Annotated in this window: 18 protein-coding genes and 1 tRNA gene; 7 read left to right on the top strand and 12 right to left on the bottom strand. The window is 68.6% G+C overall.

Annotated features, from left to right (window positions below):
• The first annotated feature begins 106 nt into the window (after positions 1-106).
• Complete coding sequence (locus ACFOWZ_RS01495; protein ID WP_382367400.1) at positions 107-628, top strand: NAD(P)H-dependent oxidoreductase; 522 nt, start codon at positions 107-109, stop codon at positions 626-628.
• On the opposite strand, the gene ACFOWZ_RS01490 is transcribed toward ACFOWZ_RS01495, so the two are convergent.
• Positions 621-1,685, bottom strand: coding sequence for a bifunctional RNase H/acid phosphatase (locus ACFOWZ_RS01490; RefSeq protein WP_382367398.1), 1,065 nt, complete (start codon positions 1,683-1,685; stop codon positions 621-623). The two genes, ACFOWZ_RS01495 and ACFOWZ_RS01490, sit on opposite strands and share 8 nt — an antisense overlap.
• Positions 1,686-1,744: 59 nt before the next feature.
• On the opposite strand from ACFOWZ_RS01490, the gene ACFOWZ_RS01485 reads away from it, so the two are divergent.
• From ACFOWZ_RS01485 to ACFOWZ_RS01475, 3 genes are all read left to right on the top strand, one after another.
• Positions 1,745-1,827: transfer RNA gene (locus ACFOWZ_RS01485), tRNA-Leu, on the top strand.
• Positions 1,828-2,562: 735 nt separating this feature from the next.
• Positions 2,563-3,291: a DUF4145 domain-containing protein gene (locus ACFOWZ_RS01480; protein ID WP_382367396.1), complete on the top strand. Its 729-nt coding sequence runs from the start codon at positions 2,563-2,565 to the stop codon at positions 3,289-3,291.
• A 552-nt stretch (positions 3,292-3,843) separates the two neighbouring features.
• On the top strand, positions 3,844-4,788 hold the full coding sequence (locus ACFOWZ_RS01475; RefSeq protein ID WP_382367394.1) for an HNH endonuclease: 945 nt from the start codon (positions 3,844-3,846) through the stop codon (positions 4,786-4,788).
• 70 nt (positions 4,789-4,858) lie between these two features.
• Here the strand turns inward: ACFOWZ_RS01475 and ACFOWZ_RS01470 are convergent, their stop codons facing one another.
• The 6 genes from ACFOWZ_RS01470 to ACFOWZ_RS01445 form a co-directional block, all read right to left on the bottom strand.
• Entirely contained in the window at positions 4,859-5,284 is a 426-nt protein-coding gene (locus ACFOWZ_RS01470) for a cytotoxic translational repressor of toxin-antitoxin stability system (RefSeq protein WP_382367392.1), read from the bottom strand.
• Between the two features lie 6 nt (positions 5,285-5,290).
• Entirely contained in the window at positions 5,291-5,701 is a 411-nt protein-coding gene (locus tag ACFOWZ_RS01465; RefSeq protein WP_382367390.1) for a type II toxin-antitoxin system HicB family antitoxin, read from the bottom strand.
• 184 nt (positions 5,702-5,885) lie between these two features.
• Positions 5,886-6,557, bottom strand: a complete 672-nt coding sequence (locus tag ACFOWZ_RS01460) for a hypothetical protein (RefSeq protein ID WP_382367388.1) — start codon at positions 6,555-6,557, stop codon at positions 5,886-5,888.
• 187 nt (positions 6,558-6,744) lie between these two features.
• The gene (locus ACFOWZ_RS01455; RefSeq protein ID WP_382367386.1) at positions 6,745-7,359 is read right to left on the bottom strand and encodes a DUF4360 domain-containing protein; all 615 of its coding nucleotides are present in this window, start codon (positions 7,357-7,359) and stop codon (positions 6,745-6,747) included.
• A 474-nt stretch (positions 7,360-7,833) separates the two neighbouring features.
• Positions 7,834-9,192, bottom strand: coding sequence for a permease prefix domain 1-containing protein (locus ACFOWZ_RS01450; protein ID WP_382367384.1), 1,359 nt, complete (start codon positions 9,190-9,192; stop codon positions 7,834-7,836).
• Positions 9,189-9,554, bottom strand: a complete 366-nt coding sequence (locus ACFOWZ_RS01445) for a PadR family transcriptional regulator (RefSeq protein WP_382367382.1) — start codon at positions 9,552-9,554, stop codon at positions 9,189-9,191. The genes ACFOWZ_RS01450 and ACFOWZ_RS01445 overlap by 4 nt, the downstream gene beginning before the upstream one ends.
• A gap of 298 nt (positions 9,555-9,852) precedes the next feature.
• On the opposite strand from ACFOWZ_RS01445, the gene ACFOWZ_RS01440 reads away from it, so the two are divergent.
• Positions 9,853-10,911 carry a hypothetical protein gene (locus ACFOWZ_RS01440; RefSeq protein ID WP_382367380.1) on the top strand — a complete coding sequence of 353 codons (1,059 nt, stop codon included), beginning with the start codon at positions 9,853-9,855 and terminating at the stop codon, positions 10,909-10,911.
• Positions 10,912-10,960: 49 nt separating this feature from the next.
• Here the strand turns inward: ACFOWZ_RS01440 and ACFOWZ_RS01435 are convergent, their stop codons facing one another.
• From ACFOWZ_RS01435 to ACFOWZ_RS01425, 3 genes are all read right to left on the bottom strand, one after another.
• Entirely contained in the window at positions 10,961-12,337 is a 1,377-nt protein-coding gene (locus tag ACFOWZ_RS01435; RefSeq protein WP_382367378.1) for an amino acid permease, read from the bottom strand.
• Between the two features lie 135 nt (positions 12,338-12,472).
• Positions 12,473-13,798: a DUF4241 domain-containing protein gene (locus ACFOWZ_RS01430; RefSeq protein ID WP_382367376.1), complete on the bottom strand. Its 1,326-nt coding sequence runs from the start codon at positions 13,796-13,798 to the stop codon at positions 12,473-12,475.
• Positions 13,795-14,223: a hypothetical protein gene (locus tag ACFOWZ_RS01425; RefSeq protein ID WP_382367374.1), complete on the bottom strand. Its 429-nt coding sequence runs from the start codon at positions 14,221-14,223 to the stop codon at positions 13,795-13,797. Before ACFOWZ_RS01425 ends, ACFOWZ_RS01430 begins: the two co-directional genes overlap by 4 nt.
• Positions 14,224-14,248: 25 nt before the next feature.
• Between ACFOWZ_RS01425 and ACFOWZ_RS01420 the strand changes: the two genes are divergently transcribed.
• On the top strand, positions 14,249-14,839 hold the full coding sequence (locus ACFOWZ_RS01420) for an alpha/beta fold hydrolase (RefSeq protein WP_382367372.1): 591 nt from the start codon (positions 14,249-14,251) through the stop codon (positions 14,837-14,839).
• Positions 14,840-14,861: 22 nt separating this feature from the next.
• Positions 14,862-15,494: an alpha/beta hydrolase gene (locus ACFOWZ_RS01415; RefSeq protein ID WP_382367370.1), complete on the top strand. Its 633-nt coding sequence runs from the start codon at positions 14,862-14,864 to the stop codon at positions 15,492-15,494.
• Positions 15,495-15,497: 3 nt separating this feature from the next.
• Here ACFOWZ_RS01415 and ACFOWZ_RS01410 read toward each other — a convergent pair whose 3' ends face one another.
• Together ACFOWZ_RS01410 and ACFOWZ_RS01405 are read right to left on the bottom strand one after the other, a co-directional pair.
• Positions 15,498-16,562 carry a hypothetical protein gene (locus ACFOWZ_RS01410; protein ID WP_382367368.1) on the bottom strand — a complete coding sequence of 355 codons (1,065 nt, stop codon included), beginning with the start codon at positions 16,560-16,562 and terminating at the stop codon, positions 15,498-15,500.
• A 14-nt stretch (positions 16,563-16,576) separates the two neighbouring features.
• The gene (locus ACFOWZ_RS01405; protein ID WP_382367366.1) at positions 16,577-21,262 is read right to left on the bottom strand and encodes a DUF6531 domain-containing protein; all 4,686 of its coding nucleotides are present in this window, start codon (positions 21,260-21,262) and stop codon (positions 16,577-16,579) included.
• Between the last annotated feature and the right edge of the window lie 61 nt (positions 21,263-21,323).

Genomic DNA, 21,323 nt, shown 5'->3' with positions numbered 1-21,323 from the left:
AGTCCCATGACACGACGTCGCCACGTCGACCACGGCCGCGTGGCAGCCAGCCTGTGTTGCCTCCGCTGAGCGCTTGCCCCGTCCGCAACCTCAGGGAGCCCTTGTCATGTCCGATCTGCTGATCATCTCCGGCGCGCCGTCCCCCGCCGCGCCGACCGGCGTCGTCGTGTCGTTCGTGGAGGAGCACCTCCGCGCGGCCGGGCACCGCGTGTCGGTGCTCCACGTGCGGTCGTTGCCGACGTTGTCGCTGCTCACCGAGGACCTGCGCGACCCCGAGATCGCCGACGCCGTGAGCGGTGTGCTCTCCGCGGACGGCGTCGTGGTCGCCTCGCCCGTGTACCGCGCGGCCTACAGCGGCCTGGTCAAGGCGTTGCTGGACCTGCTGCCGAAGAAGGCGCTGCGCGGGCGCGCGGTGCTGCCGCTGGCGACGGGCGGCAACCAGGGCTTCCTCGTCGCGATGGACTACGCGCTGCACCCGCTGCTCGCGGCCAAGGGCGCCGACCAGGTGGTGCGCGGGGAGTTCGTGCTCGACCAGAACGTGGACTCACCCGGCGCGGCCGCGGCGCTGGAGGCGGCGGCCGACCGGTTCACGACGGCGCTGACGCCGCGGCTGCGCAAGGTCAGCTGAGGTGTGAGGTGTCGTTGACGAGCTTCACCGAGGCGTGCCCGTCCGGGTAGAACTCGGCGATCGACACGCCGGTCAGGTCGAGGTGCATCCGGAAGAGGAACTGCGGCCCGACGTCGAGCGCCTGCCGGAGCAGCGTCTTGATCGGCGTGACGTGACTGACCAGCACCAGTGTCTTGCCGCCGTACCGGGCGATGATCTCGGTGCGCGCCTTCCGCACCCGCGCGTTGACCTCGTCGAAGCTCTCCCCGTCCGGCGGCCGGACGCTCGTGTCGCCGAGCCACCGCCGGTGCACCTCGGGGTCCTGCTGCGCCGCCTCGGCGAACGTCAGCCCCTCCCACGTGCCGAAGTCGGTCTCGATGAGCCCCTGGTGCGTGACCACCTCGAGCCCCGTCGCGTCCCCGAGCTTCTGTGCGGTCTGCACGGCCCGCTGCAGCGGCGACGAGATGATCGCGGCGATGTCGTCTACTTTGGAGAGACGCTGGGCGGCCTTGGCGGCCTGCTCCAGCCCGAGCTCGGTGAGCACGTGGTCACCACGCCCCGAGTAGCGCCGCTCGATGGAGAGCTTGGTCTGCCCGTGCCGCAACAGGATCAGCCGCGTGGGCTCACCGACAGCCCCACTCCAGTGCGGCTGCTTGTCCCCCTCCGCTTGACCCTTGGTCTCCTGGTCCATCGCCTCGTTGGCGAGCCGGTCGGCCTGCCGGTTGCGTTCGCGGGGAATCCACTCGTAGGTGACGGCCCTGAACGTCCGCGCAAGGGCCTGAGCCTCACGAGCGAGCGGTTGCATCGAGGGGTGCTTGATCTTCCAGCGCCCGCTCATCTGCTCGACGACGAGCTTGGAGTCCATCCGCACGTCGACGGTCTCGGCCTGGAGCTCCTGCGCAGCCCGCAGCCCGGCGATCAACCCCTGGTACTCGGCGACGTTGTTCGTCGCCACCCCGACGAACCCCTTGCGCTCGGCCAGCGTCTCACCGCTGAGCTTGTCCCGGACGACCGCGCCGTACCCGGCCGGCCCGGGATTGCCCCGCGACCCGCCGTCGGCCTCGACGATGACCTTCACGCGGCGATCGTAGCCCCGCGTTCAGGGGGCCCGGACGGGTCTGTATGATGATCCCATCAGTCTGGGTGGCGGAATGGCAGACGCGCTAGCTTGAGGTGCTAGTGCCCGAAAGGGCGTAGGGGTTCAAGTCCCCTCTCGGACACTGGTGTAATCCCTGCAGGGCGGATGCTCACTTTGAGCGTTCGCCCTGTTTGGCGTTGTAGGTGATCTTCACATCCAGCGCTTCGTACAGACGTTGCGGTTCGTCCGATTACCTCGATGGATCACACTCTTCACGTGGCCGAGCGAGTCGATCATCGCGCACCCCTCGGCGGGCAGTCCGGCCGGTGCGCCTTGAAGTTCCACTCAGCTCCGCTTGAGCGGCCGCTCGATCGTGTCCTGGAATCGACGTAGTTTTCCTTCCGCCTCGTGACGCTGCCCGCTTCCTTCTGGGACGCCACGAGAGCGGAAACCGTGGTTTCGAGGTTCGCTGGTCGAACAGTTCGTCCACGTGTCGAACCAGTCCATCGCCGCAGCTTGCGGCAAGTAGACGTTAAGCGGGTACCCGTCTAGCGCGGGCGAGCCCGGCACCATTGTTCAGTGGCGCGCAGGTAGTGCATCCCCCGTGCGCGTGGTGTGCTTTCCACCCGCCGAGTCGCAATAGCCACACCTAACTCGCCCACGTAGCGGGTAGACCTCTCCGTTCGCTGGGCAAGACGAGCCCGCATGGACAGGACGGGTCGCGACACGATGAGGCGACACCGTACCGTTCCGCAACACCGAATCAGGGATGGTGTATGGTCACCTGTTCCCCAAGGGACCGTGTGCACAGTGAAAACTGGATGACACGCCATGTATCGTCGGATGCGTATCGCATGTATCGAACAGTGAGGCTCTGGTGACAGCAGAGACGGAAACAGACCGTTCCCCGAAACACGGCGCGAGCGCTTTTGACTGCCCATACTGCGGCGTGTACGCGGTACAGAGCTGGGCGGAAGTAAACAGCTGGGGCGCCACAAACAAGGCTTTGTTCTGGAAGTGGTCCTGGAGCGAGTGCTGCCATTGCCATCATGCAGCACTGTGGACACACGACAAGCGTCTGATCTGGCCAGAGAGCGCAAAGCTTGGACCGAAGCCAAACGCTGACATGCCCGAGCCTGTGCGCGCCATCTACGAGGAGGCCCAAGCCGTACTGTCGGTCTCCCCTCGCAGTGCCGCCGCGCTGCTCCGTCTAGCCCTGCAGACGCTCATCGACACCCTGGAGCCAGGCAGTAAGTCGATCAATGAGAAAATTCGGCGGCTGGTCGCGAGAGGATTGGAACCGACAGCCAGGAAAGCCATGGATGTGCTTCGCATTGTTGGAAACAACGCAGTACACCCAGGCGAAATCTTGCTCGACGATGACTCCGAAACCGTACCGGCCCTCTTCGCGCTGTTGAACTTGGTTGTGCACCACGTTCTTTCTCGCCCACGCCAGGTAGACTCACTGTTCGATTCGCTGCCAGAAAGCGCGAAGAGCGCGATCGAACGTCGCGATTCTGACAACGTCGTGGAAATCAAGAACTCGACCAGGAGCGGCTCAGTAAAGAAACGCTCAGCCGTCGAGAAGAATGCGGCTGGCTCATAGCGTCGCTCAGCATTTGTCCCTCTGACTGGAGCCGTGAGGCGCGGCGGGAACGATGGCTATCTCCGCCGATCAGCCGCGCCCTACAGATCGAGGCGCAGAGATAGAGAGCAAGTCCCCTCTCGGACACGTTCGCTAATGACAGGGCGGATGCTCACATCGAGCATCCGCCCTGTTTGGCGCCGCAGACAACCTCGTTGCTTCGTCGTACGACAACTCGGCCCCGAGTCTCACGGTGTCCGACCAGTGAGGCGTGCCCGCGGTAACTCGGTTGCAGCAGGCGCCGATGATGGGCCATGCGCGCAACAGACGACACCGGCGCCGAGCTCAACGCGGAGTTCGAGATCGAACCGGACGGCGACCATCTCGCGTTGGTCATGAAGAGTTCGGGCGGCAAGGGTCAACGGAAGTCCTCACCCCCGCAACCACCAGTACAACCTCGCCCTGGAGCTACTGCTCCGCCGACTTCGCGAGCGCGGTGCAGCGCTACAGAGCGGAGTCGTCGACTCCACCAAGGTCCAGGATCTGCCCGAGACGCAACGCACGATCGTCGAAGTGCCGGTCGTGCTGGCGACGGTGCGAGACATGGAGGCGCTGCGCAAGAAGCTGGGACGCGCACAGGGAAAGATCGGCAGGAACCCGGACGGTAACGCCACCAAGCAGATTCGGCTCAGGCTGCGAGTACCCGGATACGCCGCCGACGACGCCGACCGTCTGGCTGCGGACCTGGCGAAAGCGGCGAACCGCGGCAAGGCACCGGACGCGTCGGCTCTGCTGCGCTCGCTCATCGGAGATCCCATCGAGACGGTGACCGGCAGCGTGAACACGATCGTCGAGGTCAAGCAGAAGCAGGTACTGGTGACCACCGACCGATCGCCTCTGGGGCAGTGGGTCGACATCGCCGATGTCGAGGCCGGTCTGGAGAAGCTGCACGCGCAGGGGTCTGTACTCGTGACCGTCGACGAGCTCGGGCACCGTTCCTCGTTCGTCGGAGCTGTATTGGCGACCATTCCCGGCACAGTCGTCTCTCTCCGGCCAGCCATCGTCACCTTGCACGACCCGAAGTTCCCAGTGCGCATCCGGAAGTTCACTGTGCTCGACGGCAGCGCGCAGGTCACGACCCGCAAGGAGCAGAGGGAATTGCGCAGGTTGTTGCTCGGCGGTCGCACCGCCGCACCCTGTGACCTGTGCGGGCACGACTACCCAGGGGACTTCCTCGTCGCCGCCCACATCAAGAAGCGGTCGCTGTGCACCGACGACGAGCGCAACGACCTGACCAACGTGGCGATGCTCGCCTGCAAGTTCGGCTGCGACAGCCTGTTCGAATCCGGCCACATCACCGTGGACGACACCGGTCGCGTTCTCTCCTGGTTCGAGGACGGGCTCCGCGGCCGGCTGCGCGATCACCTGAACCAGCTGCACGGACGTCCCTGCGGAGCACACCGAACCAGCTCGCAGCCGTACTTCGCTTGGCACCGCGACAACGTCTACCGCGGATAGCGGACGAATCCCGCCCTGGAGGTTGCCACGTCGAGCGGCACCGTCGTCCTACTCAGCTGCGGGACTGGTGTCACTCACCTTCGGTCCAGTACCTGTTTGCGCGTTCGATCGCCTGCTCCTTGGTCATCCGCATGACCTCGACTTCAGGGATCCCGACCTGGCTGATGAGCAGGTGGACAAGTTGGGCAGGAATCGCCTCCGGCGGCGGTTCAATACCGCCACGAGACGGGACTACCCCGTCACGCACGCAAGACCAGAACTCAGCTTCGTCGACGTCGAGCTGGTCGCGCAGGATGTACTTCCACAAGCTCGGCCCGTATCCGTCGCGGTTGACAGGCCGTGAAACGCGAGTGCGCAGAATACGACCATCAGGCAGGTTGAGTTCGTATGTGACGTGATGGGAGACGGCGCGCCCGCGAGCGTCGCGTACCAACTCCCACCCTTCAACCTCGCAGAACTTGTTGTGGTCGCTTCGAGTGGGCTCAGGCCAGGTCACCGGCGATCAGCCCACCAGCCAAGCTTGAAGCTGCTCGTCCGTACTCAGCGCGATCAATGCGACAATGCCCCAGTTCTCGCGGTGGTTGGGTGCATCGCGCAGGCGTGCTTGCCAATCCTCGGCGTACTCCCGAAGAGCATCGATCATCTCGGTGATTGCCTCGTCGAAGCTGTTGCCATCGGCCGACACAGGCAACCCGGGAATGAACACGGACCAGCCGCCGTTCTCCGGCACGACAGAAGCATGCGAGGGAACCACCGAACTCAGGAAATGCCGCATGCGATCACTGTCGACAACCACCGCCGTGTGGCGGTCCCGCCGCAGCGTCGCGACGCGCCCTTGCTCCGCCGCGTCAAGCAACGTCTTCAGATTGGCCCGGCCTTCGCTGTAGCTCTCAAAGTGCACGGCAGCGCTCATGATGCCCTCCCCAGATCGACCAACTGCGACAGGTGCTCCTCGACTGCGCAGCTGCCGTTGACCTTGACATCGAGTATGCAACGCTGGTTGACGTACGTCAAGTACGGCCAGTACGTGACGTACGTCCAACCCCTCGCCGGGAAGGCAGCTATCTGAGCCGGTCCTGCCTCGTGCGGCCGTCGGTTCAGAGTTCCGGATCTCCGCTCGGCAGCTTGTCCAGCCATCCAGGTGCCAGACGGAGCCGCGCCGCGTACTGCGACAGGTCCTCCGGGTAGTACGGGCCGAACCGGCGCCAGAAGTCGACGAACACCCAGGGCGAGTCCAACTCGAACTCGTCGTCGGGGAAGGCCTTCGCCCTGGCCGGCTCGACCTCATCATCGCTGTCCTCGTCCTCCCCGATCCGCACGAGGTAGGGGGCGAGCTGTTCGACCGGGCAGCCAGTGGCATCGGCGATCACCTCAGACCGACCTGCGTACTTGGCAACAAGGCGGACGACTTCATCCACATCGTCGGTGAAGTAGTCCGGCATCGAGGCGAACCGGTCCAGCGTCACGCCGTTTCGCAGCAGCGAATGGGTCCAGTAGTCGCCGTCGTAGATACGTGCCGTGCTGGTCAGCACGCCGAGCTCGCGACTCATGTGTTCTGCGGCGGCCACCTCGGTGAAGTAGTGCGGCCAGAGGACCACCGTCCAGCCGTTCGTCGGCGGGAAGATCTGGACTTCGTCGGCGGCCGCAGACTCCGCGTCCTCAACGGGTACCGCTGGCCAGGAGTGCGCCGTGAGGAAGCTGCTGACCGCGGTCAGCACAGCAACCACGTCCTCGGTCTCGAATGCCGAAGCCGCCACGAACTCGCCCATGTGAAACCCCTCTGCCCGTCAGCTGCGCAGCCGAGCACAGCAGTCGTCCGGCCATGATTCCTGGTTGAGTGAGTCGGCGAGGTGCTGCCTGAAATGTTGCCTGGCGACAGGGCGGACGATTTCCGTGTTCCACTTCTCGTGGAGTCTCTGCAGTGCTTCCGGCTCGCCGAGCCTGGTCACCTTCCGGTCAGGGGCAGCGCTTCCACACGAGGTGGTAGACCGTGGCGATGTAGGCGTCGGTCGAGTCCATCGCCAGGTAGCTCGTCGTCTTCGGATCCGACGTGCCGGCGCTGACCCGCAGCTCGGTGTTGATGTTGAGATTCCCCGGAACGCCGCACGGCCGGTAGAAGGGTGTGTCGATGGTGTCCGTGGCCTGCCAGTTGTCGTCCAGCGGGCCTTGCCAGGTGTGACTCTTGTTCGTCACCTGCGGCATGCCGGCGAAGTAGTAGGTCCCTCGTTGTGTGCCGGTAGCGCCGCGTTCGAGGTGGGCGAAGCCTCGGTAGTCGATCTGGCCGATGGCGAAGGTGAAGTCCTGCGGCACGTTCACCCGGAGGTTGAGTTGGCAGTTCTTCCGGTAGTCCGTCGGCCTGGTACCGGCACCGACCGCCGCGAGGTAGTCGCTGTAGAGCACGTGAAGGGTTGCGTTGTCCGGTGACGGGGCTACCGCGGCTGTGCCGGGGCGACAGCCGGACCCGTTGACGGTGACCACCTCGACGGTGACCGCACCGGGCGGTGGGCTGTCCGCCGCTGGGAGGGCGACCGTGGACATCGCCACGGCAACGGCGACAAGGGTGTTGATCATTGGACACACCTTCCAGCTCGTGCGGTGCGCAGCCGGCCGCAGAAGCCGTTCGTGGCCATGCCTGGGCGCGCGGATCCATTGATCGTCACCACCTCGGCGGTGATCCCGGTAGGAGGCGCGGTGCCCGGCGTGGTGGGCACCGCCGAGGCAGCAGCACTCGTACCCAACCCGATGGCGCCGATCGCAAACGTTCCAGCCGCCTTGCGATCAACTGACGATCCGCACCGTTGCATTGCAGCGATGACCACTGCGGACGTGCTCGGCGGCACACAGCGGCAAGCGTCGACGTGCGGAATCCCACGATCCTCGGATCAACCGCCGCAATCCGTGTGTCCAACGGCTTCAACGAATCTCACCGTCCACACTGGAGTATGTCGATCGTGTTCCAGCCACGCAGCAGGACGTTGCCGGTTGAACACGCGGAAGGGACGTCTCACCGACGGCCCCTCCGCTTTGTCGCGCTTCGGAACCTGATCAGAGGTAACCGAACAACGGCGGGAACACCAGCACCACGGTCCACGCCCACCCGGCGACCACCGGCAGATACGCGGTCTGCCAGCGTTCGAGCGCCGCGAACGGGGTGCGGCCGCGCGCGAGGCTGAGCAGTAGCCACGCCGACCAGGCCAGGTTGGCCAGCAGCAGGACGTTCTCGCCCAGTGCCGCCGCCTTGTTCGGGGTCGTGCCGAACTCGGTGATGCGGCCGGTGATCTCCAGCAGCACCAGCACGTCGATGGCCAGCGCGCTGATCACGAGTGCGAGTTGCAGCTTGTCGAACAGGCCCGCCGGGGCCAGGGGGTCGCGGGCCGAGATCGAGTAGAGCAGCAGCGCCAGCACCACGGCCAGCAGGACGTCGAACAGGATCAGGGCCTCCCGCTCGACGTCGATGCCGCTGCCGGAGAAGCCGAACGCGATGAGGAACGCCAGCAGCGCCACGGTGAACAGCGGCGTGAACAGCCTTGTCAGGACCGGGGCGATGTTCTCGACGACGCTCTGTTTGGCCTCGACCAGCCAGCCGGCCACGACCACCGCCGCCATCGCGCCGCACGGCAGCAGCCACTGCGCCACGAAGTTCTGCGGGGAGATTCCGATGGCTTCGAAGGTGCCGAACGTGAGGCCGGTCAGCACGCCGCCGCCGAGGGCGATGAGGACGTAGTAGACGAACCACTCGCCGGTGAACCGCACGAAGTCCATGCGGCGGCGGGACGAGCGCAGGTCGTCGGAGACGTAGGCCACGCCGACGACGAACCACAGTGCGATGACCAGGTGGATCGTGGTGAGCACGAGTGACTGGGACTCGTCGCCCAGCGGGTAGACGTTGGCTCCCACGGCGCCGACCGCGAACAACGCCACCAGCGCGCCGATCACCGTGGTCGAGGCCCGCCTGCGCCACGCCAGGAAACCCGCCAGCCAGGGCAGGGCGAACAGGGCGATGTTGGGCGCGTAGAACGCACCGTCCGATTCGAACCGCTGACCGAACAGCTCCGGCACCTTGATCGACACGGCCGCGCCCAGCGCGCAGAGGATCATGACCAGCAGGTCGCGGCGCGACTGGGAAGCGGTGGCCGGGCTGCCTGGTTCGCCGGCCAGCACCAGTTGTTTCCACAGCCGTTCCGAGTGTTCCCTGGCGAACTCGCGGGAGAGGTCGTCCAGGCTGCCCATGCGTTTGACCGCGACCAGGAACGCCTCGTCGGTGTGCAGGCCCGCGGCCACCAGTTCGTCGACGGAGCCGCGGAGGTGGTCCTCGAGCTCTTCGGCGTCGGACTGCCGCAGTTCCGGACGGCTCCGGACGTAGTGCCGCCACTCGGCGAACTGGGCTTCCAGGTCTTCGGTCATGCGCGGGCCTCCGTCGGGATCACGGCGAACTGGTTGGAGTCGCGCCAGAGGCCCTTGAGCGTGTCGACCACGGTGTCCCACTGACGGCGCTGCTCGGCGAGCTCGGCCAGGCCGCCGGGGGTGACGCGGTAGTACTTGCGGCGCCGCTCCCCCGCGACCGACTGCCAGTAGGACTCCACGTGCCCGAGCCGCTCGAGCCTGTGCAGCAACGGGTACAGCAGCCCCTCGGTCCAGTCGAGTTCTCCCCCGGACAGCTCGTTGATCCGTTTGAGGATCGCGTAGCCGTAGCTGTCCTCCTCAGCCAGGATGCCCAGCACCATCGGGGTGGCCGAGGCGGCGACGAGGTCCTTGGTGACCTTCATGAGACCCCCTAACTGCCTTATGCATAGAGCTGCTAGGCATCGTACACCTGTCAGCGCCGGCTCCTGACTTGCCGAGCAGATCGACACGAAGCTGGGAGTCCGATGATTCGCTCGGCCAGCACGTGCATGTCCGTCGCGGGCGGTGGACCGCGACGGGGCGTGCGGAGCAGGGCTGGACGTTCGACGCCCGCGTCATCGACGCCTGATCTCCGGTCCGGCGGTCGTGGAAGCCGAGTGGAAGCCGAAGAGAAGCGGCCACCGGAAAGCTCCGCGGGCACCCGACCCAGAGAGGGATCACGTGAGATCAACGCTCATCGCCGCGGCGGTGGCCGTCGGACTGGTCACCGGCACCACCACGGCCACGGCCGCCGTCAATCCGGAGCCGCCGGCGGTCATCCAGACGGGGACCAACGAGTTCCAGCACTTCTTCGTCAAGAACGGCAAGGTGATCCAGCGGGCCAAGTCCAGCACGGGTGCCTACCGGGACACCGCGGTGACCGGGTCGACCGGGTTCGCGCAGCTGCCGGTGGCCGTCGTCGATCACGCAGGCGGCCGTGTGTCGCTCGCCGCGGTCAAGAACAACGGCAAGGTCTACTTCACCAGCAAGACATCCGCCAACGGCACCTGGAAGGCGTTCCAGGACCTGGGCGGGAACATGCCGTCCGGTATCACCGTGGTCCCCTACACGAAGGACGACGCCGTCGGGATCTACGGGGTGTCCGGGGGACAGCTGTCGTATCGCGGGCAGGTCACCTTCGACGGCGCGTTCTCGCCGTGGGAGAACCTCGGTGGCAGCGAACTGAGCGGCCGTCCGACGTCCGGCGCCCCGTTCTCGTTGAACCGCGGTGCCCAGCTGACGATTCGCCAGGGCGGTGGCGCGGTCGTGTACCAGCACTTCGCGGACGCTCCGGGAGGCAGCAGGTTCCTCAACCGGGGCGGCACCTTCACGGGCAACCACCTGGTGGGCGCGACGGACGCGCGGCTGGGCACCCGGTTCTTCGGCACGACGCCGGACGGTCAGGTCGTGACCAGCAGCTTCTACAGCCTCGAGTGGACTTCCCTGAACAGCCCGAAAACCAGCCTTCCTCCGGCCGCCGTGTATCACGGACGGCGGGACGGCTCGGACGTCGTGATCCGTGCCGATGACGGGTACCTGTACCGCACCAGGCAGGTCGGTTCGAGCCCCGAGTTCTCGCCCTGGGTGCGCGTGAGCGACAGCCGCTACGGCAGCGGCGCCACGATCGTGGTGTCCTGGGACGAGACGACGGGGATCTTCTTCACCGACCAGGCCGGCGCGACTCACATGTGCGGCTTCGACACGCAGGGCAACGAGACGGGCTGCCAGGTGTTGCGTTGAGAAACAGGCCGGGGCTCGCGGCGAGCGAGGTGCGAGCCCCGGCCCGCAGTCACGTCGTTTCCGGCACCGTCACGGGTCGCGGTGCGCTTCGGCGGCCGCGCACGACACCCACCGCCACCACCACTGCCGCGACCAGCAGGCTGAGCAGCAGCTGGGAACGGGCGTCCGCGTCGAACAGCATGCCCACGAGCAGGGCCACCATGCCGACGATCGTCACCCAGGTCAGGTACGGGTAGCCCCACATGCGCAACGTGAGCTGCTCGGGGGTCTGCTGTTCGAGCTGCCGCCGCATCCGCAGCTGGGACACGGCGATGGCCAGCCACACGAAGATCGCCACCGCGCCCGAGGAGTTCACCAGGAACAGGAACACCGTGTCCGGCGAGAGGTAGTTCAGCGCCACCGTGGCGAACCCGACGACGGTGGACGCGAGGACCGCGGCGGTCGGCACGCCCCGGCGGCTGACCCGGCCGAGGGTCGCGGGGGCCTCGCCGCGCCTGGACAGCGAGAAGATCATCCGGGACGCGGTGAACAGGCCCGAGTTCAGGCAGGACAGCACCGACGTGAGCACCACGACGTCCATGACCACCGCGGCCGCGGGCAGGCCGAGGGTGTCGAGCACCGCCACGTACGGGCTCTTGGCGACGTTGGCGTCGTCCCACGGCAGCAGCGTGACGACCACGGCGATCGAGCCGATGTAGAAGACGAGGATGCGCCACACCACCGACTTCACCGCGGCGCGCACGGCCTGCACGGGGTTGGCCGACTCGCCCGCCGCGACGGTGGCGATCTCCGCGCCGAAGAACGAGAAGACGACCACGAGCATGGCGGCGAAGACCGGACCGGAGCCCGACGGGAAGAAGCCGCCGTGGCCGGTGAGGTTCGACATCCCCGGCGAGGAGAAGCCCGGCAGCAGGCCGCCGATCGCCAGCACGCCCAGCACCAGGAACACGGTGATCGCCGCGACCTTGATGCCGGCGAACCAGAACTCGAACTCGCCGAAAGACCGGACCGAGTACAGGTTCGTCAGCGTCAGCACGATCGTCAGCACGAGCGCCCACGTCCACTGCGGCACGCCCGGCACCCAGCGATGCACGATGGCGGCACCCGCGGTGGCTTCGATGCCGACCACGACGACCCAGAACCACCAGTACAGCCACCCGATCGCGAAGCCCGCCCACGGGCCGATCGCACGCTCGGCGTAGGCGGAGAAGCTGCCGGTGTCGGGGTTCGCCGCCGACATCTCCCCCAGCATCCGCATCACCAGCACGACGAGCAGGCCCGCGGCGGCGTAGGAGAGCAGCACACCGGGTCCGGCCTTGCCGATCGCGGCACCGCTGCCGACGAACAGCCCGGCGCCGATGACCCCGGCGATCGCGATCATGCTGAGGTGCCGCTTGCGCAATGAGGGTTGCAGGTCCTGCGACATCGGCCCTCCTTCCCTCGACGAGAGCGACAGACTGGCTGTGGATCAGTCTGGAAGTGCCACCACCGTGAGGAACAGTGGACAATTCGTCGAAGGTAGATCGCCGAACTGTCCAGATCCGACAATGCGGAGACGTGCTCAAGCGGGTTCGGCGGTGGCCAGCTCAGGCGCGTGGAAGTCGAGCACGAAACAGCCGATCGCTCCGTCCGCGGTGCGCCCGAGCCAGACCGGGAACGCGCCGTCGCTCCAGCCCGGCACGACGATCAGGTCGGTTCTGCCGTCGGAAAGCCTGTGGTGGCGGGCCTCACCGGCGGAGGCGGCCGCGATGGCGGCCTCGTCGTAGGCCGTCGCACCGGTCTGGTCGACCAGTGCGAGCGTGGCGGTGTCGACCGGGTTGCCGAAGTACTCGCCGTCGCCGAGGTCCAGTTCGTGGTCGCCGTCGCGCAACGCGAGGTGCCACGACGTGACCGGTGCGTCCGTCACGGTCACCCGGCACGCGGCCGTCGTCAGCTCGGCCCCGTTCTCCGTCAGCCCGAACACCTCCACGGCGTACTCACCGGGTGGAGGTGCCTCGGCCAGCGGCTTGGACTCGGCGTCGAACCAGTGGGGGTCGCCGACGAGCAGCTTGCCGCTGGGCAACCGGATCGTGCCCGCGGGAGTCCGTTTCACGGTCAGGACACGACCTTCCCGCGTGCGGAAGCGCGCGCCGTCCGTGACGTTCTTCTCGATGTGGCGTGGGCGCAACGGTTGCGGTGGGCGCCAGGGGAACGTGGCGGGGACCTCGTCGGGACCGGGACGGGTGGTGACCGGGCCGGTCAGTCCCGCCAGGTCGGGCCAGCCGCCGACCTGGGGAACCGCGACGTCGTCCGGCGGCCGCACCGGTTCGGGCCAGTCCTTGCGCGAGGTCTGGAACGTGCTCCCGCCGGGCAGCTCCGCCGACACCGCGACGTTCTCGATCTCCGCCGTCGCGGCACGGTGGACGCGGGCCCGCACCGTCGGCCTCTCGCCGGCGAACTCCGGCGTGTCCTTCCCCTCGTAGCGCCAGCCGCGGACCTCGAACAGCCGCACCCGCCCGTCCGGCCACCGGCGGTAGGCGACACCGCGGTAGCGGCGACCGGCCGAGTCGACGTGCCACACCTCGGCGTGGTGGGCCGTCCAGCACACCTCGACGACCGCCCGCGCCACCCCGCCGACGAGCAGGACCGCGGCATACTGACCACCCGCGGCGTCCTGAGCACGCGCAACCGCTTCGGACATCGGCAGGACCGGGGCACGCGTGGCGGCGTCCCAGCCCGCGCAGTACACGACCTCGACCGGCTCGGCCGTCAGGTCGGGCGCGGGCACCGACGGCAGCGACTGCTCGTTGATCGGGCCGGGCAGCCGTTCGTCGCGGAACCTCAACAGCCCGGCGGCGGCCAGCGACACGACGGCGACGCCGGACAGGATCGCGGTTCTCCGGTTCATTCGCCGCGGGACGACTTCCGCGCCGCGAGGACGGCGAGCGTGCGCCCGACGCCGAGGACGGGCCCTGCCGGAAGCGCGAACCCGAGCCAGTACGCCACCTCGAACGGGAGCAACGCGAGCGACAGCTTCGTTCCGGCCCGGCGGCGGCGCCACAGCAGGCCGCCGGCGATCACCTCGGCGCCGCAGACGGCCGCGAACCCGGCGAGCAGCGGCACGGTCGTGGGGACGCCGATCTTCTCGAACGGACCGTGCCCGTACGTCGGGAATCCCATGAACTGCCAGACTTCGCCGGTCCGCGCGAGGTGCACGGCGCCGTACACCGCGGGCAGGCCGAACCCGAGTCCGGACAGGACCGCGAGGCCCGCCGCGATCCTCGGTGCCGTGTTCTCCGCGTTCACGCCGGCCTCCTCACCCGCTGCGCCCATCGTCCAATGGTGACACTCTCAGCGCATGTTCCGGACCATCGTCGCGGGGCTCCTGCTGGCGTTCCCGGTGAGCGGCTGTGCGCACGCCCCTCCCGCGATCACGTGGACCGACTGCGACCGGCGGCCCGCGCTCGCGGAGCACCTGGACGTCGGCTGCGGCACGTTGGCCGTGCCGCTCGACCACGGCGCCACCGGGAAGATCATCTCGCTCAAGCTCGTCCGCGTCCGCCACCGCGAACAGACCGGCCGGATCGGGTCGCTGGTCCTCAACCCCGGCGGACCCGGTGTCGCCGGAATCGAGTTCGCCGCGTCGTTCGCGGCCAGGGCCTCGGAGAGCCTGCTGAAGAGGTTCGACGTCATCGGCTTCGACCCGCGCGGCGTCGGCGAGTCCGCGCCCGTCCGCTGCACCAGCGACACCGACCTGGACCGCCTGATCGACTTCAACGGCGACATGCGCACCCCTGCCGGCCGCGCGGAGTCCGAGAGCGACAGCCGCCGGACCGCCGTCTCCTGCAAGGAGAAACTGGGCGACTCCGCGCAGTTCTTCAACACCGAGGCCACCGCGCGCGACGTGGATCTGATCCGGGACGCGGTCGGCGTGCGCGGAGCTCGGTGACCTGCGGGCCCTGCTCACCGAGGTGGTCGCCCAGGCCGGAACCACGCCTCTCACCCACGAGAATCCTGCCGACCACCGCCGCACGAAGGGCGGAACGGTGTTGTTCGGCGTCATGTCCGCGCTCTACGACAACGCCCGGTGGCAGCCACTCGAAGACGCTCTGCGCCTGGCTCGTCGAGGAGACGGCACCGGGTTCTTCGACCTGGCGGACGCGGGAAGCGGCCGGCACGACGGCACGTTCCCCAACGCCGCCGACGCGTCGTTCGTGATCGGGTGCAACGACGGCACCGCAGTGCTGACGGACGAGCAGATCATGAGCACCGCGACGCGGTGGAGTGAGGACTTCCCGTTGTTCGGCGGGTATCAGGCGCGAGGGCTGTTCGGCTGCCGGTTCTGGGACGTGCCGCGCCACCCGCTGGCACGTCCGACCGCCGCCACCGCGTCACCGGTGCTGGTGATCGGCGGACTGCACGACCCGGCGACGCCGTACCAGGGCGCCGTCGACCTCACCGCCGCCCTCGGCAACGGTGTCCTGCTCACCTGGGAGGGAGAGGGACACACGGCCTACCTGCGTTCGGAGTGCGTCGACGAGGTCGTCGACCGCTACCTCGTGGATCTGGCGGTGCCGGAACCCGGACGCCGTTGCCAGGCCTGACCGTCACCTCCGAGGGCGCCGCCCCTGCGGGAAGAACCCCTCGTCGTCGCGCTCCCTGGCCTCGACCATCCGCTGCCGCGCGAGCGAGAACGCCTCGTCGGCGTCCACCAGACAGGCGCCGAGCAGGTCTCGCGCCTGCGCCCTGACCCGCTGCAGATCGGGGTGGCCGGGCACCCACTGCTCCGGCTCCCCGACGACCAGCTCCCACCGGTCACCGTCCAGCCGCCGCGCACCCGAGGGAGGACCTCCCAGCCGTTCGACGTGACCGGCGGACAGCACCTGGCACCACATGACGTCCGGCACGACGAGGTCGGCCAGGTTCCCGACCTCCGCCGGCAGCTCGGCCGACAGCAGGTCACGCGCGTCCGGCACCGCGGACACGCCCGCCCACGCCAGCCTGTCGGCGTGGGCGAGCACCACGTCGCGTTGCGCGCGCAGGTCGGCCGCCACGTCCCCGGACGCCGTGAGGGTCGCGCCGGGGGTGAGGTGGCCGAAGCCGCCGGTCACCGCGCCTGCCCGCACCCACGTCGCGAAGTCGCTCGCCACCACCGCCGTGGGCGCTCCGGACGTCACCGCCGCGGCCACCGCTTCCTCCGTCGCGGGCATCTCCGCCGACACCACCACTGCCAGCGCATCGGGGCCCGTCCACTCGTGGACCAGGCCCGCGAGCCAGACCGGCGGTGTCCGCGGTGCGTCGCCGAACGGTCTGGCCAGCGGTGCGCGCAGCCACGCCCGTGCCGCCGGAGCCAGCGCCTGGATCGTCTCGTAGCGCTCGCCGATGCGCGTGGGCACGGCGAGCACCGCGTCCTCCACGCCTGCCTCGCGCAGGCGTTCGGTGATCACGTCCGGCGCCTGCCGCAGGTCGGCGGCGCCGGGGTCGATCATCAGCAGGTGGCCGCCGGGGACGGCGAACGGGGGTGACACGAACTTCGCGCCCAGCCCCGTGAGGTCGCCGGCGAACTGCTCCACCGCCGTTCGTGCGGCAGGAGAGTCCGAACGGATCTCGACGAGAACCGTGTCCGCCGACCCGAACTCCGCCCTGGCTTCCTGCCGCACGACGATCGCCACGTGCCGATCCTGCCCTACACCGGGACCGGCACGGGGACGGGAATCGGGATCGGCACGGGAATCGGGAACCCCTCCTCGAACTTCTGCCGCCACACCTTGCTGCGCACCCGCTCCGGGGTCTTGTCCTTCTCCTCGAAGTAGATGTGGCCCGCCGGGTTCTCCAAACCCCAGACGTAGATCGTCTTGCCGCCGGTCAGGAAGTCCCAGAAGCCCTCGCTGACGTGGTACGTGTCCGCCCAGTCCATCAGCTCCCGGCCGCGGTCGAAGTGCACGTTGTCGTACCAGAACGCGAGGTACTGGTAGTGCCCGAGCTGGGCGTTGACCTCGGTCGTGGTCGCCGGTCCGCGCCAGCGCTTGACCTCGTAGATGTTGCGTTCCTCGGTCACGATGTCGATGCGGAAGGTGTCCATGTAGTTGTCCGGCGGGCCGACCTCCCAGTCGACGTTCTCGCTGATCGTCGTGCTGAAACCCCTGTTGTCCCAGAAGTTGTCCCAGACGCTCTGCCGCCGCACGTTCAGCTCGTGGATCGTGAACGCCTGCGAGGCCCGTTCCGGCTGGCGGCCGTGCCACAGCGCGTCCAGGCAGCTGTAGTCCGCGTCGAGGCAGTCCTCCGGGATGTAGCCCCTGGTGCGGTACACGTGGTTCTGGAAGCACTTGTCGTGCCTGGTGATCGCGTTGGTCGACGGCGGGCAGTTGGGCGTCAGGCCCGCCAGGATCGCCGCCACCGCGCGGAACAACGCGTCGGTGATCGCCCACTCGCCGAGCGGGTCGGTGAAGTTCACCGGGTCGTTGTTGCCGTAGACGTAGGCGCTCACCGGGTTGGCCTGTCCCGCCTTCGTCGCCACGGGGTCGCGGCTGAGGAACCGGCCGGTTCCGGTCTCGTAGAACCTCGCCCGCAGGTACACGGCCTGCCCGAGCGCCAGCTCACCCCGGTAGCCGAACTTCGGCGTGTCCGGCTTGGACGTGTCCGCGTCCTCACCCTTCTGCGGCGCGCCGAAGACGTCGTAGCCGTCGGCCTGCACCCAGTCGTGCGTCTGTCCTGTTCGGACGGACGAGCCGTACGCGTCGCGGGAGAACGTGGCCGACTTGTGCCGGGTGTCCGCGAACACGCGGCCGTAGCCGTAGACGAAGTCCGCCTCCTCGTTCTTCCCGTCCTCCTGCCGGCCGTCCTCGCGCTGGGTCAGCACCTGCGGCACCGGGTCGCCCACGCTCCACCGGTAGCGGGACGTGCGCTGGCGCTTGCCGCTGTCGTCCTGGTCGCCCTCGGACTGCGTGAGCGCGACCAAGAGGCCGTCACCGTTGTAGGTCGCCTGCGTGCGCTCGGTCTTGTGGTGCCGCGTCGTCGCGGACCCCACCAGCAGGCCGAAACCGTTGTAGGTCAACGTGGTCCGTTCACCGCGGTCGGACTTCTCGCCCGCCCGGCTCTCCAGCAGCCTGCCCACGGAGTCGTAGGAGTAGTCGGTGTGCCGGTCGCCGGTCTCGGCCGCGGTCAGCTGGTCGGCCGCGTCGTAGGTGAGCTTCGTGGTGGTCTTGCCGCGCACGACACTGGTGCGGTTGCCCGCCGGGTCGTAGGTGGCCCGCAGCGGTTCGACGTGCTTGCCGCCCACCGAAAGCAGCTGCCCGGCCGGGTCGTAGCGGTACTCGCGCACGGGGTTGCCCTCGGCGTCGAGGTCGTGGCCCCTGCCCTCGGTCTCCGTGAGCACGCGGCCGTCGGCGTCCCTGGTGAACGCGGTCACCCGCGCCGAGCTGCCGGGCCCCGACTCCTCGTACCGCGTCAGCAGACCTCCGGTGTAGGCGTACTTCCGCGCCCACTTGCCCGGAAGGTCCTCCGCGACCAGCCTGCCGTCGGCGTCGAGCGCGTACTTCACCTCGCCCGCCTTCGGGTCCTTCAACCCGACGAGCCTGCTGTTGCGGTCGAACCGGTAGTCGATCTTCAGCCCGTCCGGGTACTGCACCGCGGTCCTGCGGCCGGCGGCGTCGTAGGACGAGGTGAACTTCGCGCCGTCGGGCTCGGTGACGGTGGTCAGCCGGCCGGCCGCGTCGTAGCCGTACTCGTGCTTGCCGGTGCCGTCGGTCATGGACGTGCGGCGTGCGGCCGCGTCGTAGCCGAAGGACACCACCGAACCGTCGCCCGCGCTGCGCTTGACCAGCTCACCGACGGCGTCGTACTCCATGCGCAGCACCTTGCCGTCCGGTTCGGTGACCGCGACGAGGTTGCCGGACGCGTCGTACTCGCGTTTCGTGGTGCGTCCCAGCGGATCCGTCGACGAGGTCTGCCTGCCAGCCGAGTCGTAGGCGAACTTCGTGGTCGCGCCCTTCGGGTCCGTCAGGGAGGTCAGGTTCCCCGCCGGGTCGTAGCCGTAGCCGGTGCGGCCGCCGTTGGGGTCGACCGCGGCGATCATCTGCCCGGCGGCGTCGTACTCGGTGCGCCGGACCGCGCCGGTGGCGCTCGTCGTGGTGATCAGGTCACCCCGTGCGGAGTACTCGTACTTCGTCACGCCGCCCCGCGGGCCGGTGACGGTCAGAACCCGTCCGTCGGCGTCGTAGGTGAAGCGGGTCATCAGTCCAGCGGGCGTGGTCTGCGCGACCCTGCGCCCGTCGGCGTCGTAGGTGTTGCGCGTGACACCGCCCTCGGGGTCGAGGGTCTCGGTCAGACGTCCGGCCGCGTCGTAGCGGTACTCGGTCCTGTTGCCGAGCGGGTCGATCACGGCTGTCAGCCGGCCGGCGGCGTCGTACTCGTACTTCGTCACGGCGCCCAGCGGGTCCGTCCGCGACGTCACGTGCCCGGCGGCGTCGTAGCCGGTCCGCCACACCGCCCCGGTCGGGTCCGTGCGGCTGATCTCGCGGTTGCGGGCGTCGTAGGCGTACCGCGTCGTCCGTCCCGCGGCGTCGGTGGTGGAGATGACGTTGCCGCGGTCGTCGTAGCCGGTCACCACGGTGCCGGCGGGCTCGGCGCGTTCGGACTGCCTGCCGTCGGCGTCGTAGGAGTAGCGCACCACCGCACCGGTGGGCGCGGTCGAGGTGCTGAGCCGGCCGAACTGGTCGTAGCCGTACTTGCTCACCGCGCCGCCCGGATCGGTGCTCGTCGCGACGTTGCCGTCACCGTCGTAGGTGAAGGTGCTCTTGCGCCCCAACGGGTCCGTGGTGGCGATGCGCTGACCCGCGCCGTCGTAGGCGTGGGCCGTGACGCCGCCGGCGGGATCGGTCGTGTCCTGCAGCAGCCCGGATCCGCTGTACCGGTTGCGCGTCACCTTGCCGGACGGGGTCACCTGCGCGGTGATCCGGCCGGCGACGTCGTACTCCACTGTGGACACCCGGCCTTGCGGCGAAGTCGTGCTGGTGCGCCGTCCGGCGGCGTCGTAGCCGAACTTCGTGGCCTGCCCGAGGCCGTCGGTGACCGAGGTGAGCCGGCGTCCGGCGTCGTAGCCGAACGCGGTCTTGCTGCCGGCGGGGTCCACGGTCTCGGTGATCAGCCCGTCCACGACGGTGTTCCTGGTCGTGGCACCGTTGGGGTCGGTCACCGCGGACGGGACCCGGCTCTCGCCCGCGTACTCGTACCGCGTGGTGCCCTGCCCCGCGTCGGTCGCGCTGGTCAGACGGTCGCGGTCGTCGTAGGAGAACGACGTCGTGGTCTCCCCCGTCGTGCGCCGCACGACGTTGCCGCGTCCGTCGTAGCCGAGCTGGACCTTCGCCCCGCCGCGCGCGACCACCTCGACGAGCCGGCCGTTGTCGTCGAACGACTGACTCACCGACTTGCCGGCCGGGTCGGTGGCCTTGACCAACCGGCCGGCGTTGGAGTGCTGGTAGACGGCGCGGGCACCGTTGCTGGTGCTGGAGACCGTCGTGATGGCGTTCGGGTCGTCGTAGGCGAGGTCGATTCCTCCCCCTGCCACGAAGTCCTGATGCCGCACGCGATCCCGCTCGTCGTAGACGTTCGCGACGACGCGCCTGCCCTCGGCGTCGAACACGGCCGAAAGACGTCCGGCCGGCGTGTACTCGTACCGCGCCACCGCACCTTCCGGTGACGTTGCGGCGGCGAGCCTGCCCTCCGGCGAGTAGTCGTACTTCACCGCGCGTCCGTCACCGGACTCGACCTTCGTGAGGCGGCCCGCGTCGTAGGCGAAGGTCAGCCGCTCGCCACCGGAGTGCGCGACCGACGTCAGCCTGCCCTCCCCGTCGCGGCCCAGCGACGTCCGTTCGCCTTCGGCCGCGACCTCCTGCAGCTTGCCGGAGGTGTCGAACGTCCAACTGCCGCCCCGGTTGTCCCGCAACGAGAAACGGCCGTCGGCCTCGCGCCGCAGATCCGCGTCGAGGTCCTGCGGCCGCCGGAAACCGCCACCGTCGCCGGGCACGAACGTGAGTACCCGCCCGTCGTCCCCGTGGTATGCAACCGATCCGTCATCACCCAGCACGAGATGCGCGCTGTAGGTGGTGCTCCAGCCCACGCCGAGAGCACGGTCGGAGCGGTCGAGCGAGTTGTAGGTGCGAGTCAGCGCGAGCGGCCCGAAGCGCAGGTCGACCGACGTGCGCGTGACGTTGCCGGTGGCGGTGTTGACCCCGTCGCCCGCCATGCCGAAGCTCGGCTGGGCGCCGAACAGCTCGGCCACGGGTCTGTCGATCGCGGCCGCCGCGGCCGCCGAGAAGGGCGCGCTGGACAGCACCAGCACGCCCGTGAGCAAGACAGCACAAGTAGCCCTCATCGGGCTCCCCCGATTCCCCCAGGTGCGGACGCGCAGAGGCCCGCACAACTGCCGCTCGGCT

The organism is Lentzea rhizosphaerae (genome assembly GCF_042649515.1).
Classification (GTDB): Bacteria; Actinomycetota; Actinomycetes; order Mycobacteriales; family Pseudonocardiaceae; genus Lentzea; species Lentzea aerocolonigenes.
The sequence above is the reverse complement of the archived record's forward strand: the minus strand, read 5'-3'. Positions and strand labels throughout refer to the sequence as shown.

Excerpts from the sequence above, each read along its gene's own strand:
- ACFOWZ_RS01435 (WP_382367378.1), bottom strand. The coding sequence starts at position 12,337 with ATGTCGCAGGACCTGCAACCCTCATTGCGCAAGCGGCACCTCAGCATG.
- ACFOWZ_RS01455 (WP_382367386.1), bottom strand. The coding sequence starts at position 7,359 with ATGATCAACACCCTTGTCGCCGTTGCCGTGGCGATGTCCACGGTCGCC.
- ACFOWZ_RS01465 (WP_382367390.1), bottom strand. The coding sequence starts at position 5,701 with ATGAGCGCTGCCGTGCACTTTGAGAGCTACAGCGAAGGCCGGGCCAAT.
- ACFOWZ_RS01445 (WP_382367382.1), bottom strand. The coding sequence starts at position 9,554 with ATGAAGGTCACCAAGGACCTCGTCGCCGCCTCGGCCACCCCGATGGTG.
- ACFOWZ_RS01460 (WP_382367388.1), bottom strand. The coding sequence starts at position 6,557 with ATGGGCGAGTTCGTGGCGGCTTCGGCATTCGAGACCGAGGACGTGGTT.
- ACFOWZ_RS01450 (WP_382367384.1), bottom strand. The coding sequence starts at position 9,192 with ATGACCGAAGACCTGGAAGCCCAGTTCGCCGAGTGGCGGCACTACGTC.
- ACFOWZ_RS01495 (WP_382367400.1), top strand. The coding sequence starts at position 107 with ATGTCCGATCTGCTGATCATCTCCGGCGCGCCGTCCCCCGCCGCGCCG.
- ACFOWZ_RS01425 (WP_382367374.1), bottom strand. The coding sequence starts at position 14,223 with ATGGGCGCAGCGGGTGAGGAGGCCGGCGTGAACGCGGAGAACACGGCA.
- ACFOWZ_RS01420 (WP_382367372.1), top strand. The coding sequence starts at position 14,249 with ATGTTCCGGACCATCGTCGCGGGGCTCCTGCTGGCGTTCCCGGTGAGC.
- ACFOWZ_RS01405 (WP_382367366.1), bottom strand. The coding sequence starts at position 21,262 with ATGAGGGCTACTTGTGCTGTCTTGCTCACGGGCGTGCTGGTGCTGTCC.
- ACFOWZ_RS01430 (WP_382367376.1), bottom strand. The coding sequence starts at position 13,798 with ATGAACCGGAGAACCGCGATCCTGTCCGGCGTCGCCGTCGTGTCGCTG.